Raw genomic sequence first — 14,886 nt, forward strand, 5'->3', positions numbered from 1 at the left:
CTCGAATTTCAAGGTGCTCTCATGGCTAAACTACTCCCTGCGGAAGGCTGGCTTGGGCGATACGAAGAGATCGCGCTGCTGTCGGTCGACCCGCTTCGGATCGAGGAAAAATTGGATTGCGCGCTGGTAGAAGGAGATGAGCCAGGTATGGGGAAGTGGCTGGCCACGGGAGGCCGGTTGCGATCAGGCGCGACGATTGAGTTGATCAGGTACGAAAGTTCCCCGGTGCAGGGATTTGTCCTGCGTGTCGACTCTTCGAGCGATGCCGCAGCGTCTCTCGCGGAGGTTATGGATATGCTGTCTTTGGATGCGGGCGCCTTGAAGTGGGTGCGCTGACATATCGCAAAGCCGTGGCTTGGCATTGAGCAGCGAACTGTCACCGGCTGTTTGGCGAGCCTGTCGGCATTTCGCCGTCGCGTGAGCGGAGGGCTTGATCGCGCCGCTGGCGCGCATGACGTCGCTCAGATCTCCCCCCCCAGCCGCATGATCCCTAGCCGATCTCGCTCGTTCTCCTTGGCCCCGTGCAACGCCGCATCCGCCCCGTCGAACACCGTGCGCCCACGCGCATGAGGCCCCTTGAGTTGGCATCGCCGAGTGGCGGAGCGGATACATGCTGGGTTGGCCGATTTTGGCATGCTGCGTATCCGCTTCGAACGGAGCCTGGACACGCACTTTGCGCTGTTGCGATTGGCTTGCTCCGTGATCTGTCTACCATTCGTTGATTGGTTTTGTCAGCGGCTCTAAGCTACCCAAGCCTCCTGGGCCATCCAAATCACCCGAGTCCCCCATGCCGTCCGAGCCGCAATGAGCAACATCGAATCCACTAAAGATTTGGCTGAGGAAGCGCTGGCTCGCGGCGAATATGAAACGGCAGTGACTGCCGCTACTGCGCTCGTTGAGGCCGGAGAGCCTTGGTTGCTCGATGGCCTGGTTAGGCGAGCTATGGCGCTCGAGAATTGGGCCGATGGACCGCCCGATCGCCTAGTCGCTGCAGCAAACGATTGGCAGAGGATGATCGAGATCGCACCCGCTCCCGTCTCTTATCGGGGGCTGGCCCGCGTCCTGCTTAAACTGGGCGACCGCGACTTTGCACTCGTCAATCTGTTGGAGGCCGAACGCAGGGGGGCGACGCCGGAAGTTCTGCTTGGGTTCGCTGAGTATTATCGAACTGCTTCACCTCCCGACCTCGGAAGAGCGAAGGCGTATTTCTTGCGTGCCGCCCTGCGGGGCCGAACGCAGGGTATCCGGGGCTATGGCGAAGTCGCTTACGAGTTGGACCAGCCATTCTCTGGCGCGGCGATGGCCTTGATCGGGCTGGTTGCGACGCCCTTGCTTGCCTTGATTCTTGGAGAGCGTCGGCACGCAGGGTTCTAGGAAATCTTTGAACAATTCAGAGATTCCGCGCCATGGAGGATTTGCGAGGGGGCGAGTATGCTGCGAAAGTCGCGAGGAAGACTGGCGCGATGATCGTTCCGAGTTTGCCGCGCACTTGTACCGCACTCGTCGGCTGTGAGAGTCAAGCCGCCCCATGATCTTGTATTGGTTCGAGTTCCAGCCTGTTTCCGTTCCTCAAGGCCTAGGTCTGGGCTGCGGTATCACCGCGCGTTCTCAAGACGATGCGCTGCGTGTGTTGCACGAATGCATGCCCGAAACACGTGGAGTAGCGATCCGGCGGATAGTCGCCGGGGTGAAAATCGATGACCTCGATCCTGGTCATGTCTTACCCAATCTAGGCAATTACGCCGTGCGCGGTTGCTGGTTCCCGCTCGGATACGATTGAAGCCGCACTGGCATCGGTGCCTAAGGGGCTGCCGTTATGACGGTCAATAGGCCCGAAATCGTTCTGCTGCGCCAACCCATCGACAGACACCATGACTGTGACAAATGAAGCAATCGGGAAGCTCGCCGATAGGCTGCCTCTGAGGGTCGTGAGTGCTGAGTGGCAAGATCCGGCGCTGCTGCTGCATGGCGATGGTTGGCGTATGACCGTAATGACGCCTTGGCGGGTCCTGCTTGAGGGGAGGCTGCTTCTTGGGTCGGATAACGCCGATTCCGACGAGGTAGCCAAGTTGTTGGCGGGGAACATCGTCGCGACGTGCAGATCGCAGGGCAGCGACTCTTCTCTTGATCCGAGCTTGGGATTCGCCAGCGGTCATGTTCTGGAGATTTTTTCGGTCAGCCCGCTTGAACCATGGTTGCTGTATTTGGGCGAGGAAGTGTTCGTCGCTTCGCCGTCGGAATAAGCCGAATAGGTTGAGCTGAGCCTGCGAAGTGCGCACAAAAATGGTTGCGCTCGCATGAGCAAGCGCTCTTCTCGACAGCGCGGCCTCCCGGTTTTCAACCCGGGTACACGTAGGCGATCCGCGATCAGGCCGCGCCGCTAAACGACGAGTTGCGTCGGCGACGCAATCGCGGCATCGCTCAAACCTCCCCCAACCGCGTAACCTCCCGCCGATCCCGCCCATTCTCCTTGGCCCGGTACAGCGCCGCGTCGGCCCCGTCGAACACCGTGCGCGCATGCGTATGCGGCCCCGGTACGCAGGTATACAAGCCCACGCTCAAGCTCACCCGCTGGTCTTCGCGCGCGCCGTAGCGGGCGTCGAGTTTGCGCAGGTCGGCGAGGATGGCGTCGGCGACGCGGGCGGCGCCTTCGACGTGGGTGTCGGGCAGGATCACCGCGAATTCGTCGCCGCCGAAGCGGGCCGGCAGGTCGCGCGGGCGGCGGGCGTGGGAGGCGATCACGGCGGCGATCTTCTGCAGCAGTTTGTCGCCGGCGCGGTGGCCGTGGGCGTCGTTGTAGGCCTTGAAGTGGTCGACGTCGATCAGCGCCAGCGACAGCGGCGCGCGGGTGCGGCGGGCGCTGGCGAGTTCGCGCTGGAGGACGTGGTCGAAGCGGCGGCGGTTGCCGAGCTGGGTCAGGGTGTCGAGGTTGGCTTCGCGCCGCCAGTGGCGCAGGTGGCCGATCAGCCAGGCCAGATACGCCGCGCCGATCATCATCAAGGTCGCGGCGGGCGGGAACCACAGGTCGGTCAGGCGCAGCAGGGCGACGCTGCCGGCCAGGGCCAGCACGGCGGCGCTGCCGGCGACCAGGCCGGGACGCTGCAGGCGCGGGTGCAGCATCGCCAGCACCACCGCCAGCAGCATGGTCGCGGCCAGCAGCGCCTGCCACAGCGGCGCCAGCGGCACGATCGCGCGGTGGTGCAGCAGCATCTCGATCACGTTGGCCTGGTACTCGGCGCCGTGCATGCGCACGTCCTCGGACATCGGCGTGAGGTAGCGCGGCGCCAGGCCGGTCGCGGTCACGCCGATCACGACCCAGCGGTCGCGCAGCAGTTCCACCGGCACCTGGCCGCCGAGCACGTCGGCGTAGGAGACCTGGCTGAAGGTGTCGGGCGGGCCGGCGTAGCGGATGCGCACGTAATGGTCGCGCGTCCACAGATACGGCGAGCCGCGTTCGGAGGCGGGGCGGCGCAGGCCCGGCAGCGGTCCGCGCGCGGCGCTTTGCGCCGGCGCCTGCCGGTCCAGGCCGATCAGCGCCAGCCCCAGTGCCGGCCAGCGCGCGTCGCCGAGGCCGGCCTTGAGGTAGAGGCCGCGCGCGGTGCCTTCCGCGTCGAGCTCGATGTCGGTATGGCCGAGCGTGCTGGCGGCGGTGGCGATCACCGGCGTCGGCAGGACTTCCACCGGCGGCGCGTTCTGCCGCAGCGGCGCGGTCACCACGGGCAGGGCGACGCGGCCGAGCCGGCGCATCGCCGCGGCCAGCGCGCGGTCGCGTTCGTCGCCGTTGCGGTCGGGTTCGGCCAGGACCAGGTCCAGGGCCACGCCGCGCACGCCGGCATAGCCCAGGCGGTCGAACATCTGCGCGTGGAGGTCGCGCGGCCACGGCCATTGGCCGAGTTCGTTGAGGCTGCGGTCGTCGATGGCGACCACCACCACGTCGCCGTCGGGCGGGTAGCCCCAGTGCGAGAGGTGCAGGTCGTAGAGGAAATCGTCGAGCCGCCAGCTGGCGCCGCTGACGGTCAGCAGCGCGGTCAGCGCGGCCGCGGCCAGCGCCGCGCCGACGCGCAACGCGATCGACAGCGCGCCGGTTTTCATGCGCTCGCGCTCATCGCCGCGGCGGGCTTACAGCGCCAACAGCAGCAACAGCGCGCCGGTACCGCCGGCGGCGTAGCACAGGCGGCAGGGCAGGCGGATCTCCTGCGCCGGGCCGTACGGCGCGGCGTAGCCGTCGTCTTCGATGGTCTGCACGCGCACGTGCCAGGTGCCGCCGCCGGGGCGGTCGAGTTCGATCTGCGGCTCATCCGCCTCGCGCTCCAGCAGCAACTGGGAGAAGTCGGGCTTGCGGGACATCTGCACACGATAGCGCTGGCCGGGCTCGCCGCGCTGCCAACGCAGGGTCAGTTTGCCCTGCGCCGACTGCGGCGGCTGCAGTCCCGGATCCAGCGGCGCGTCGCTGATCTGAAACGGCAAGGCGTTGCCGAAACGGCCGAGGCGGCCGTCGCCGTCGCGCGAGGCGACCCGCCAGAAGTAGCTGCCGGGTTCGAGCGCGCGCTCGGGGCGCCAGCGCTGGCCGCGCACGGTTTCGTCGAGCAGCGGTTCGGCGAAGTCGGCATCGCGGGCGATCTGCACGCGGCTGGCGGCGGCGCCTTCGACCTTGGCCCATTCGAAGCGCGGCTTGGGCACGCGCACGCTTTGGCCGTCGAGCGGGGCCAGGGTCAGCGGCGGCGCCGGGCCGGCGTCGACGGTGAAGGCCTGGACGAGGTCGTGGCCGCCCAGGCCGTTGCCGGCGACCGCGCGCACCAGCAGGCGCTGGCGGCCGGGCGGCAGGTCGTCGATGCGCACGCGGGTGTCGGCGGTGGATTGCTCGAACAGCAGCACTTCGGGCGCGTCGTCGCGCACCACTTCGATCCGGTAGCCGCTGGCGCCGGGCACCGCGTTCCAGCCGGCGCGCGCCGGCAGTTGGTCGAGCACGGTCGCGGCCGGGTCGAGCTGCGGCGCCGCCAGCAAAGCGATCGGCGCCGACGGCGCGTCGCCGCGGCCGGCGAGGGTGCCGTAGCCCGGCGTCACCAGCACCTGGCCGCGTTGCGCGCCGACCTCGACCTTGCCTTCCAATACTTCGGTCGCGTCGGCCGCGCCGGCGTCGCCGGCGGCGATGCGGAAACGGGTGCCGCGCACGCTCGAGGTCGCCGACGGGGTCTGGATGATGTAGCGCGAGGCCGGGCCCCTGGCCGGGATCACCCGGTTGCTGGCGCGCCCGCGCTGCAGGCGCATGCGCGTGTCGACCATGCCGGTGCTGCCGTAGCTGCTGAGTTCGTCGAACACCACCGCGCTGTTGTCCTGCACGGTCATGCGCGAGCCGTCGGCGAATTCGAGCGTGGCGCTGGCGCCGGGCCCGGTCTCCAGGCGGCTGCCGATGCCCAGGCGCAGGCCTTCGCCGACCAGTTGCGCCGGCGACTTGTCCGAGGCCAGCCAGTTGACCGCGCCGCGCACCGCGATCACCCGCGCCTTGGCCGGCTGGATCCGCAGCCAGCCGATCGGGAAGCGCATGCGCGTGCCCGGCGGCAGATGGTAGGGATCGGCGATGCCGTTGTGTTCCTGCAGCCGGCGCCAGTTGATGCCGGTCTTCAGGTGCTTGGCGCCGAGGTCCCACAGGGTGTCGCCGGGACGCACGCGGTAGCTCCAGTCCTGCGCCTGGACGGCGCCGCAAGCGCCGGCCAGGGCGAACAGCGCCAGCAACGCGGCGACGAAGCGGCGCGCGCGCGGGCGCGCGGCCGGCGATGCGGCGGACGGTGCGGACGCGGCGGCGGGGGCTGCGATGGGAGACATCCGTAATCCGTGGCTGAGAGAGACGGCGCAAACCGGCCGCGCGGCCGGCGGGCGAGGAACACAGCAACCCCTAATTATGCGCTTTCAGTCACATTATTGCTGCTTGCGGGCCGGTCGAGCGGTGGATCTGGCGGGAGCGGCGGCGGCTGAACGGCTCCGGTCCGAGGCGGCTTTGCGGTGAGAAAGCGTGCGCGTTCTGCGCGCGGGACATGCCGTCGGCGGATCGTAGCGCGTGTATGCGGGCGCTTGAATCGGTGGGCGGGGGATGCGGATCGCGGCGAGCGGATCCAAGCGCGTCGGGACTGAAGCCCCTCCCGCAAGCGCCGCGCTCGCGATGTGCGAGCGCGCGGGCGCCGATGGGGCGGATGATGGATCGGAACGGACGCTTTCGCTCTTGTGGGAGGGGCTTCAGCCCCGACGCTCTGCGCTCCGCTCGCGCCGATCAGGCCCCAGGACGCCCCCCGAAGACGGGCGGACGGCCCCGCAGGCCCGCCCGCCGTCCGCGCTCAGGCTTTCTTGCTCTCGATCCAGCGATCGATCTTGCGCTCCAGGATCTCCAGCGGCACCGCGCCGTCCTTGAGCATTTCGGCATGGAACTCGCGCACGTCGAAGCGCGGCCCCAGCGCGGTTTGCGCGCGCTTGCGCAGTTCCATGATCTTGAGCTCGCCGATCTTGTACGCCAGCGCCTGGCCCGGGATCGCCATGTAGCGCTCGGCTTCGGCGGTGGACTGGGTTTCGCTCTCGGCCGAGTTGGCCAGCATGTAGTCGATCACCTGCTCGCGGGTCCAGTCCTTGCTGTGCAGGCCGGTGTCCACCACCAGCCGGATCGCGCGCCACAACTCGTTCTGCAGGTAGCCGAAGTAGTCGTATGGGCTCTCGTACACGCCCAGGTCCTTGCCGAGCGATTCGGCGTACAGGCCCCAGCCCTCGGTGAACGCGGTCTCGCCGCCGAAGCGGCGGAACTTGGGCAGGTCGGTCAGTTCCTGCTGCAAGGCGAGCTGGAAGTGATGGCCCGGGATCGCCTCGTGCAGGTACAGGTCTTCCGCGTCCCAGGTCTTGCGCGTGGGCAGATCGTAGGTGTTGACGTAGAAGATGCCCGGACGCGTGCCGTCCTCGCTCGGACGCATGTACGAGCCGCCGGCGGCCGACTGCGCGCGGAACGCCTCGACCGGACGGATCTCGAACGGCGCCTTCGGCGTCAGCGAGAACTGTTCGGGGATGCGCTTGTTGATCTTCGCTTCCAGGCCGCGGTAATGCGCCAGCAGCGCCGGCTCGTCCTTGAACACGAAGCGCGGGTCGGTCTGCAGGAACTTGAAGAAGGCCTGGCGGTCGCCCTTGAACTTGAGCGCGGCGATGGTCTTGTCCATCTCGCCGTGGATGCGCGCGACTTCGTCCAGGCCGATCTGGTGGATCTGCGCCGGCGTCAGCGCGGTGCTGGTGGAGCGGCGCGCGTTGAACGCGTACCACTCGCCGCCGTTGGGCAGCGCGCCGAGGCCGGCGCTGGCGCGCGCCTTGGTCAGGTAATCGTCGCGCACGTAGTCGCGCAGGCGCGCGTAGGCCGGCATCAGTTCGGTCGCGATGGCGTTGCGGTAGGCGTCGGTCAGGCGCTGCTTGTCGGCGTCGGAGAAGTCCGCCGGGAACTTCGTCACCGGGGTCCAGAACAAGCTGTCCTCGGGCTTGTCCTTGATCAGCGCGTCGAGCTGCGACACCACCTTGACCATCAGCGCCCTGGGCTGGACCACGCCGCGCTTGACGCCTTCGCGGCTGTTGGCGACGAACTGGTCGAAGATCGCCGGCACCTTGGCCGCGCGCTTGAGCCAGTTGTCGTAGTCGGCGACGGTCTTGAACGGCTGCGCGCCGGCGCCGGAACCCAACTGGGCGACGCCGGCGGCGAAGTTGTGGAACTGGTTGACCGGCTGCTGCCAGCTCGGGAAACGGTCCGATTCCAGTTCCAGCCGCGCGTTGCGCACGAAGATCTCGTAGCTCAGCAGGTCCTGCGCGGACAGGCCCTGCGCGCCGACCGATTCGACCGTCTTGAGCCAGCGCTGGAAGAACTCGCGGCGCTGCTGGCGGTACTGCGCGCCGGCGATGTTGGGCAGTTGGTCGTTGTAGCGCGGATCGCCCTGCTGGGTGGCCATCAGCGGGTTGAGCTTGAGGTTCTCTTCCCAGTACTGCTCGTACAGGCGGGTGAGCTTGGCGGCCTTGGTCTCCACGGTGACGCCGGGCGAGGGCGCGGCGGCGGCGGGCGCGGCGAACGCCGCGACGGGCAAGGCGAGGGCCAGGGCGGCGGCGAGCAGGGACGCGCCGAGCAGCGGCGCGGCCGGGCGCGCGGACGCGCGGGTCGGGGAGGCGGTCATGAGGTCGATCCGGACGTATGGACCCGCAGGCTCGCGCGCGCGGATGGGCGGGGCATGGGCCGAAGGTCATGGCGGCCGCGGCGCGCGGCCCGGCGCCGTGACAACGGCGGTGGATTGTCGAAGAATCCACGCGCGCGCCAATTCGGCCCGGGTCGGCCCGGGTCGGCCCGAGACGACTCGATTCCGCTCGGTCCGGCCTCGTCCGGCCGCATCAGGCCGCATCCGGCCGCGTTTGGCGCCCGGGCTTTCGCGGCGCCCGCCGAATGGATCGCGAAGAGGCAACCAGGAGCAGCGCATGTCCGCACCCATCGATGTGTCCGATCGCCCCGCCGGTTCGGTCAGCGATCCGGGCCGCTACCGGCTCGACCTGACCGCCACGCGCAGCCACGTGCTGACCATCGAGCCCGGCCGCGGCAATCTGATCCTCGGCCCGGCGCGCATGGGCAAGAAGGCCGACCTGCACGTCGCCGCGGACGAGGCGATCCAGTGGCGCGCGTTCGAGCCGTTCGCCACGCCCGCGGGTTCGCCGTGGCCGCGCTACATCGACTATCGCGGCAACGACAGCGGGTTTTTCGCCTGGTCGCAGCGGCGCGGCATCGAGCAATTCACCTGGGCGCCGGCGTTCGCCGATGCGCGCGCCGTCGATGGCGGCGGCGCGGACATCCGCTCGTTGCAGATCCGGCTCGACGAGGTCTCCGGCCACTTGCGGCTGAGCTTGCCCGAACGCAGCAGCCTCGGCCTGTACGGCGATCTCTCGCACTTCACCGCCTTGGGCGCGGCGCCGCGTTCGCTGTCGTTGCTGCCGGCGTTGTCGCGCCGCCGCAGCGATGCGCCGTACGCCTTGCCCGACCTGGGCCTGCTGCACGCGGCGACGTCGCTGTCGCTGCACGCCGGCCCGCTCGGCCAGCCGATCTCGCTCGCCGGCATCGAGCGCTTCGCCGCGCTGCGGAGCCTGTCGCTGTGGGGCGGCTTCAGCGATTGGGACGCGCTGGCGAAACTGACGGACCTCGATAGCCTGGAGATCCGTTTCGCGCCGCAGCTCGACGGCCTGCCGCCGCTCGACGCGTGGCCGAAGCTCGACCGCTTCATCGCCTACAACGTCGACGACGCCGCCGGAAAAACGCTCAAGGCCCAGCTCAAGGCGCGCGCCAAGCTGCGCGAATGGAGCGACTACGCCTCGGTCAGCCAGTTGCGCAAGCCCGAGTGGTGGCAGCGCGAGTACGGGCGCCCGTTCGCCGGCTGGAGCGGCCGCAACGCCAAGGCGGCGAACGCCGCGTACGACACGGCGTTGCAGGCGCTGGAACAGGCCGGCGACGCGGCAGCGGCGAAGGCGGCCGTCGTCGCGTTCGCCGCGCACTTCAACTACCTCAAGGGCATCGAAACCGGCGAGCGCGAGGACATCGGCGAGGCGGTGTGGCAGTTCAGCCAGCTGGCCCAGGTCGCGGCGCTGGGCGTCGGCGAAGAGCAGGCGCTGGGTTGGTTCGATGAGGCGCGCGATTACTGAGGACTCGCTGCGCGGGTGCGAGTGTAGTGCGATGGATCGCGGCGATATGAGCGGAAGGCGTCGGGCCTGAAGGCCCTCCCACAACGGCAGGCCGGCAGCGCGGTCTGCGCGGCCCGGCCGGATCGGTGCGCGCGCTCAGTCCGCCGCGGCTTCGTCGCGCAGTTGCTTGGCTCGCTCGTGGCCCAGGTAGCCGTGGATCCACACCCGCAACAGATAGATCAGCGGGATCATCGCGAACGCGGCCAGCATCTTGTAGCCGTAGTTGACCGTGCTGATCGCCAGGAACTGCGGGATCGGCCAGTGCTGCGGGCCGAGCACGAACGCGATGTACAGCACCACGAAGCTGTCGACCAGCTGCGACACCGCGGTCGAGCCGGTCGCGCGCAGCCAGATGTGCTTGTCGCCGGTGGCGCTGCGGATGCGGTGGAACACCGCCACGTCGATCAGCTGGCCGAGCATGAACGCCACCAGCGAACCGCCGATGCTCCACATGCCCTGGCCGAAGATCGCCGCGAACGCGGCCTGGTAGTCCGGCACGCCCTGCGCCTGCGCGGCCTTGACCCACCAGCCCGCCGGCGCCAGCGCGATCGCGGCGAAGGCGAACAGGAAACCGTAGGCGATCAGCATCGCCGCCAGCCACGAAATCAGCCGCACGCCGCGGCGGCCGAAGAATTCGTTGATGACGTCGGTCATCAGGAACACCACCGGCCACAACAGGGTGCCGGCGGTGAAGTTCAGCGAGCCGGTCTGGCCGAACAGGTTCCACTGCAGCGGCGCGATCCCGAGCGTGTCTTCCAGGGCGAAGATCTTGACCCCGATGAACTCGGCCAGCGCCGCGTTCACGCAGAAGAACGAGGACAGCACGATGAACAGACGCAGCGAGCGGTCCTGCAGCGTGCGCGTGCCCTGGCCGGCGGCGAACGCGATGCTGTTCTCGCCGGCGCTCACCGCTTCGGCCTCACCTTGTAGATCACGCCCGACTTGTCGTCGGTGAACAGGAAGCTGTCGCGGCCCAGCGCGAGCACGTCGCAGGGCCGGCCGACCGATTTGCCGTCCTGCAGGAAGCCGGCGACCAGATCGCCGCGCGCGCGCCCGTCGGCGCCGACGCGGACGATGCGGTAGCCGTGGCCGAGCTTGAGCTTGCTGGAGCCGTGCAGCGCCACCGCGAACTCGTCGCGCAACTGGCCGCCATCGCTGGCCGGAAAGAAGGTCAGGCCCAGCGCGGAGGCGTGCGAGGGGAAGTACGCGAAGGTCTTGGGCACCGTCGCGCAACCTTCCTTGCGCGGGAACTTCGGATCGGCGAACACCTTGCCGCGGCTGAAGTAGCAATACGGCCAGCCGTAGTCGGCGCCGTCCTTGACCGCGAACATGGTCTCGTCGGGCTTGTCGTCGCCGAGGTGGTCGGAGCCTTGGTTGGTGGCGTACAGCTGGCCGTCGCGGTACAGCAGCCCGACCGCGTTGCGCAGGCCGCGCGCGTAGGTGCGCTGGCCGCTGCCGTCGGGGTTCATCTGCAGGATCGCCGCGCGCACTTCTTCCTTTTCCACGCAGGCGTTGCAGCTGCTGCCGACCGCGACATAGAGCTTGCCGCCGCCGAAGGCCAGGCTGCGGGTCAGGTGCCAGCCGCCGTATTTGTAGCTCAGGCCGTAGTCGGGGAAGGTCGCCAGCGTTTCGGGTTCGGAGGAGGGCTTCACGTCGCCGTTGCGGTAGCGATAGCGCAGCAGCTTGTCGGTGTTGGCCACGTACAGCCATTGCTGGCCGCGGGCGTCGGTGTGGAAGGCGACGCTGTTGGGATTGCGCTGCTTGTCCAGGTACACCGACACCTTGGTGTAGCGCTCGCGCTTCTCGTCCCAGCCGTCGAGCGCGTAGACCCGGCCGAGCTTGTTGTCGCTGAGGTCGTGCAGGTCGGTGACGAACAGGCGGCCGTCGGGGCTGCGGGCGAAGAAGCGCACGCGCTTGAGCCCTTGCACGACCGGCACGATCTCCAGATCCGCCGGCAGGTCGAGGCTGAAGCTGCGGCCGTCGTCGAGCGCGACCGGATGCGGGGTCAGCGCGGCGGCGGCCGCGGCGAACGGCAGCGCCAGCGCGGCGGCGAGGCAGAAGGAAAACGCGGAACGTCGGTTCATGGGGCGTCCTTGTCGGGCGCGGCCGCGGTCGCGGCGGCCGCGGAGGGCACGGAGAAGGGAATCGTCGCCGGCGACACCGCGCCGCCGGAAATGATGAAGCTCATCGCCTGGTCCACGCTCCAGTCGGTCGGGGTGATCTTCTCCACCGGCACGATTTCCAGATAACCCGACGTCGGGTTCGGCGTGGTCGGCACGTACACCGCGGCCAGCTCGCGGCCGCTGCCTTCCTCGCGCATGACCTTGGTGACGAAACCTATCGACTTCATCTCGGTATGCGGGAAGTCGACCAGCACCACGCGCTGGGTGCCGTCGGGTTTGGTCTGCAGGATGTCCAGCAACTGCCGCGCACTGCCGTAGATGGTGCTGGCCAGCGGAATCCGGCGGATCAGCGATTCGAACCAGCGCAGCAGGGTCTGGCCGACCACGCGCCGGGCCAGCGCGCCGGTCAGCAGGATCACCGCGACCGTGGCGATCAGCGCCAGCGCGGTCTGCACCCAACCGGAGCCGAGCCAACCCAGCGCCTGCGGATGGGCGAGGGCGACGTCCCGCAACAGCGGCTCCACCAGCGGCTTGCTGATGTCCGACAGCAGCACGAACACGAACTTGACCACGACCCAGGTCAGCCAGATCGGCAGCAGGGTCAACAGGCCGGAGAGGAACAGGCGTTGCAGATTCGGCGGGCGCATGGCGCGGATTGTAGGGGAGCGCGCGCGCCGGGAGTTGCCTGCGGCGGGCCTTCAGTGCCCGGGCCATTGCATTGGGCTTCTGTGGGAGGGCCTTCAGGCCCGATGCTTTGCGGTCAGGCGTTCGCGACCCGAGCGAAAGGCATCGGGCCTGAAGACCCTCCCACGAAAGCAGAAGCCCTCTTCCCCGAAGCCGCAGCCCTGTCGCAAAAAGCACAAACCCTCCGCGAGGGAGGGCTTCGCAAACATCCGCCGCGGCCGGTGGGCCTCAGCGCTCGCGCACCAACCGGAACCCGACATCGTCGTAGCCGCGCCCCGCGCTCAGCGGCCGCTGCGCCTGCGCGCTGCGCCAGGAGTTGCCGCCGACCTGGCGCTGCTGGCAGTTGCGTCCGCAGTCGGCCGACCACATCGACAGCGAGCGCCCGCCGTTGACCGGCATGCGCTGGGCTTCCTCGGCGGTCGGCAGGCGGTAGCGGCGGCCGGTCTGCTGGCTGTACCACTGCGCATAGGCCTCCGCGTCGGTGATCGACACGCACACCACCGGCTCGGATTCGGTCTGGTCGAAGCCCGGCGCCTTCCAGTCCTTCGGCGCCAGCACCCGCAGCAGCGAGGCGCGTTCGCGGCACAGCGCCGGCGAGCGCTGGTTGGCGCTGGCGAAGCGGGCGAACTCGCCGCGGCTGACCGGGCGCGGGTTGAAGCTGACCGCCACGCTCGCCGCCGGCGCCGCCGCGGTGGCGGCGACCGCGCCGCGCGCGACCGTGCCGTCGCCGGCGATGCCGCGCGCCTGCGCGATCAGCTTGGTCGAAACCGTGCGCGGCAGGGCGAACTCGTCGGCCAGCGCGATCACCTTGCCGGCGTCGCCGCCGTCGCCGCGGCGCGCGGCCTGGTCCAGCCGCGCCTGCAGCGCCTGCGCGGCCTTCTCGCGCAGCGCGCGCTGCGCCGGCGAGTCGGCGGTGCCGGTCTGCTGGCCCAGCGCGGTGGCGTTGACCAGGTGCTGGCGCGCCTGCGGGTCGCGGCCCTCGCGCAGGTCGCGCGCGAGCGCCTCGCCGAAGGCCTGGGTGAGTTCCTCGACCACCACCGCCACTTCCGGGTTGGTGCTGTCCAGGTGCCAGGCGGTGAGCAGGCTGTTGTAGGCGTTGGCGTCGGCCGGCGCGGCCAGGCGGCCGTCGGCGATGTAGCCGCGCGCGGCCTGCAGCGAATCCTGCAGCGGCGCCTGCGGCAGCGGCGCCATCATCGCCTGGGTCGGGTCGGGCGCGGCCGGCGCCGCGGCGCTGGCGGCGGGCTTGGGCTCGGCGCGGAAGAAGCCGTCCTTCTCGACCCGGTTGAGGCCGAAGCCGACCACGACCACGCCGACCGCGGCCACCGCCAGCCCGGCCCAGGCCGGGGTGGCCCAGCGCTTGAGCGGGCGCAGCGCGACCATCGCGCGGCCGACGCCGCTGAGCTGGCCGCGCTGCTTGATCTCGGTCACCGCCTGGGCCATCTCGGCGGCGTTTTCGAAGCGCTGGTCCGGTTGCTTGGCCAGGGCGCGGTTCATGAAGCGCTGCCAGTGCTTGAGCGGCGGCGGCAGTTTCGGGATCGGGTTCTGCGCGTGCATCACCGCCATCGACAGCGCGTCGGGCGCCTCGAACGGCAGCCGGCCGGTCAGCATTTCCCAGATCAGCACGCCGAGGCTGTAGAGATCGGCGCGGCCGTCGACTTCCTCGCCGCGGGCCTGCTCCGGCGCCATGTAGGCGGTGCTGCCGACGGCCAGGCCGGTCGCGGTCATGCGCGCGCCGAAGCCGCGGCGCAGGGCGATGCCGAAGTCGGCCAGCAGCGGCCGTTCGGAGTTGTCGAACAGCACGTTCTCGGCCTTGACGTCGCGATGCACCACGCCGCGCGCGTGGGCGTATTCCAGCGCCGCCAGCAACGGTTCGGCGATGGCGATGACGTCGGCCTCGCCGCGCGCGAAGCCCTGCTCGATGCGCTTGCCCAGGTGGCCGCGCGGCAGGTAGGGCATGGCGTAGTACGGCAGCCCGTCGCGGGTGCGGCCGACTTCGTGGATGCTGACCACGTGCGGGTGTTCCAGCCGCGCGATGGTGCGCACTTCGTTCTCGAAGCGGCGCCGGCTGACCTCGTCGGCCAACGCGTGCGGCAGCATGATCTTGATCGCGACCTCGCGCCCCAATGCGCTTTGCTCGCCCAGGTAGACCGTGGACGAGCCGCCGTGATTGATGATCTCGCGCAATCGATAGCCGGCGATCTCCGGCATCGGCGCGCGTTGGGCATCAAATGGAATTGTGCTGTTGGACATTCGCGGCCCCGTGTCGCGACTGCGCAGCATAACGCTGCGGCAGTGCCCGCGTGACGATTAGTGTGGCTTTTAAGTGCCCGCGTTTACAAGCCTGAGTGGGGCCCAG

Annotated in this window: 13 protein-coding genes and 2 pseudogenes; 8 read left to right on the top strand and 7 right to left on the bottom strand. The window is 69.3% G+C overall.

Annotated elements, in window-relative coordinates; translation table 11 throughout:
* Window positions 1-21 precede the first annotated feature (21 nt).
* The 5 genes and pseudogenes from RDV84_RS15400 (at window position 22) to RDV84_RS15420 (ending at window position 2,243) form a co-directional block, all read left to right on the top strand.
* Window positions 22-336 carry a hypothetical protein gene (locus tag RDV84_RS15400; RefSeq protein WP_123647444.1) on the top strand — a complete coding sequence of 105 codons (315 nt, stop codon included), beginning with the start codon at window positions 22-24 and terminating at the stop codon, window positions 334-336.
* Between the two features lie 240 nt (window positions 337-576).
* Window positions 577-744 (top strand): annotated as a pseudogene (locus RDV84_RS15405) (IS5/IS1182 family transposase); the annotation flags it as partial.
* A 60-nt stretch (window positions 745-804) separates the two neighbouring features.
* Entirely contained in the window at window positions 805-1,374 is a 570-nt protein-coding gene (locus tag RDV84_RS15410) for a tetratricopeptide repeat protein (RefSeq protein ID WP_309150827.1), read from the top strand.
* Between the two features lie 154 nt (window positions 1,375-1,528).
* On the top strand, window positions 1,529-1,780 hold the full coding sequence (locus RDV84_RS15415; RefSeq protein ID WP_309150828.1) for a hypothetical protein: 252 nt from the start codon (window positions 1,529-1,531) through the stop codon (window positions 1,778-1,780).
* A gap of 91 nt (window positions 1,781-1,871) precedes the next feature.
* Window positions 1,872-2,243, top strand: a complete 372-nt coding sequence (locus tag RDV84_RS15420; protein WP_309150829.1) for a hypothetical protein — start codon at window positions 1,872-1,874, stop codon at window positions 2,241-2,243.
* Between the two features lie 178 nt (window positions 2,244-2,421).
* On the opposite strand, the gene RDV84_RS15425 is transcribed toward RDV84_RS15420, so the two are convergent.
* Window positions 2,422-4,092 carry a CHASE2 domain-containing protein gene (locus tag RDV84_RS15425; protein WP_309150830.1) on the bottom strand — a complete coding sequence of 557 codons (1,671 nt, stop codon included), beginning with the start codon at window positions 4,090-4,092 and terminating at the stop codon, window positions 2,422-2,424.
* Between the two features lie 27 nt (window positions 4,093-4,119).
* Window positions 4,120-5,823, bottom strand: a complete 1,704-nt coding sequence (locus RDV84_RS15430) for a FecR family protein (RefSeq protein WP_309150831.1) — start codon at window positions 5,821-5,823, stop codon at window positions 4,120-4,122.
* Window positions 5,824-6,088: 265 nt separating this feature from the next.
* Between RDV84_RS15430 and RDV84_RS27370 the strand changes: the two genes are divergently transcribed.
* Complete coding sequence (locus tag RDV84_RS27370) at window positions 6,089-6,403, top strand: DUF6053 domain-containing protein (protein ID WP_486624511.1); 315 nt, start codon at window positions 6,089-6,091, stop codon at window positions 6,401-6,403.
* Here the strand turns inward: RDV84_RS27370 and RDV84_RS15435 are convergent.
* Complete coding sequence (locus RDV84_RS15435; protein WP_309150832.1) at window positions 6,330-8,180, bottom strand: DUF885 domain-containing protein; 1,851 nt, start codon at window positions 8,178-8,180, stop codon at window positions 6,330-6,332. The two genes, RDV84_RS27370 and RDV84_RS15435, sit on opposite strands and share 74 nt — an antisense overlap.
* A gap of 295 nt (window positions 8,181-8,475) precedes the next feature.
* On the opposite strand from RDV84_RS15435, the gene RDV84_RS15440 reads away from it, so the two are divergent.
* Window positions 8,476-9,684: a hypothetical protein gene (locus tag RDV84_RS15440; RefSeq protein ID WP_309150833.1), complete on the top strand. Its 1,209-nt coding sequence runs from the start codon at window positions 8,476-8,478 to the stop codon at window positions 9,682-9,684.
* Window positions 9,685-9,819: 135 nt separating this feature from the next.
* Here the strand turns inward: RDV84_RS15440 and RDV84_RS15445 are convergent, their stop codons facing one another.
* The 3 genes from RDV84_RS15445 to RDV84_RS15455 are packed head-to-tail and all read right to left on the bottom strand — an operon-like array spanning window position 9,820 to window position 12,493.
* Window positions 9,820-10,632, bottom strand: coding sequence for a queuosine precursor transporter (locus RDV84_RS15445; protein ID WP_309150834.1), 813 nt, complete (start codon window positions 10,630-10,632; stop codon window positions 9,820-9,822).
* Window positions 10,629-11,807, bottom strand: coding sequence for a PQQ-dependent sugar dehydrogenase (locus RDV84_RS15450; protein WP_309150835.1), 1,179 nt, complete (start codon window positions 11,805-11,807; stop codon window positions 10,629-10,631). The genes RDV84_RS15445 and RDV84_RS15450 overlap by 4 nt, the downstream gene beginning before the upstream one ends.
* A complete protein-coding gene (locus RDV84_RS15455) occupies window positions 11,804-12,493 on the bottom strand; it encodes a DUF502 domain-containing protein (protein ID WP_078998089.1) in 690 nt (229 codons plus the stop codon). The genes RDV84_RS15450 and RDV84_RS15455 overlap by 4 nt, the downstream gene beginning before the upstream one ends.
* 81 nt (window positions 12,494-12,574) lie before the next feature.
* Between RDV84_RS15455 and RDV84_RS26565 the strand changes: the two are divergent.
* Window positions 12,575-12,658: pseudogene (locus RDV84_RS26565) on the top strand (DUF6053 domain-containing protein); the annotation flags it as partial.
* A gap of 100 nt (window positions 12,659-12,758) precedes the next feature.
* Here the strand turns inward: RDV84_RS26565 and RDV84_RS15460 are convergent.
* Entirely contained in the window at window positions 12,759-14,780 is a 2,022-nt protein-coding gene (locus tag RDV84_RS15460; protein ID WP_309150836.1) for a bifunctional serine/threonine-protein kinase/formylglycine-generating enzyme family protein, read from the bottom strand.
* Between the last annotated feature and the right edge of the window lie 106 nt (window positions 14,781-14,886).

It is taken from the genome of Lysobacter yananisis (genome assembly GCF_031199375.1).
Lineage (GTDB): Bacteria > Pseudomonadota > Gammaproteobacteria > Xanthomonadales > Xanthomonadaceae > Lysobacter > Lysobacter yananisis.

What these genes read in the sequence shown, in the direction of transcription:
- RDV84_RS15400 (WP_123647444.1), top strand. Translation starts at nt 22, where the DNA reads ATGGCTAAACTACTCCCTGCGGAAGGCTGGCTTGGGCGATACGAAGAG.
- RDV84_RS15410 (WP_309150827.1), top strand. Translation starts at nt 805, where the DNA reads ATGAGCAACATCGAATCCACTAAAGATTTGGCTGAGGAAGCGCTGGCT.
- RDV84_RS15415 (WP_309150828.1), top strand. Translation starts at nt 1,529, where the DNA reads ATGATCTTGTATTGGTTCGAGTTCCAGCCTGTTTCCGTTCCTCAAGGC.
- RDV84_RS15420 (WP_309150829.1), top strand. Translation starts at nt 1,872, where the DNA reads ATGACTGTGACAAATGAAGCAATCGGGAAGCTCGCCGATAGGCTGCCT.
- RDV84_RS15425 (WP_309150830.1), bottom strand. Translation starts at nt 4,092, where the DNA reads ATGAAAACCGGCGCGCTGTCGATCGCGTTGCGCGTCGGCGCGGCGCTG.
- RDV84_RS15430 (WP_309150831.1), bottom strand. Translation starts at nt 5,823, where the DNA reads ATGTCTCCCATCGCAGCCCCCGCCGCCGCGTCCGCACCGTCCGCCGCA.
- RDV84_RS27370 (WP_486624511.1), top strand. Translation starts at nt 6,089, where the DNA reads ATGCGGATCGCGGCGAGCGGATCCAAGCGCGTCGGGACTGAAGCCCCT.
- RDV84_RS15435 (WP_309150832.1), bottom strand. Translation starts at nt 8,180, where the DNA reads ATGACCGCCTCCCCGACCCGCGCGTCCGCGCGCCCGGCCGCGCCGCTG.
- RDV84_RS15440 (WP_309150833.1), top strand. Translation starts at nt 8,476, where the DNA reads ATGTCCGCACCCATCGATGTGTCCGATCGCCCCGCCGGTTCGGTCAGC.
- RDV84_RS15450 (WP_309150835.1), bottom strand. Translation starts at nt 11,807, where the DNA reads ATGAACCGACGTTCCGCGTTTTCCTTCTGCCTCGCCGCCGCGCTGGCG.
- RDV84_RS15455 (WP_078998089.1), bottom strand. Translation starts at nt 12,493, where the DNA reads ATGCGCCCGCCGAATCTGCAACGCCTGTTCCTCTCCGGCCTGTTGACC.
- RDV84_RS15460 (WP_309150836.1), bottom strand. Translation starts at nt 14,780, where the DNA reads ATGTCCAACAGCACAATTCCATTTGATGCCCAACGCGCGCCGATGCCG.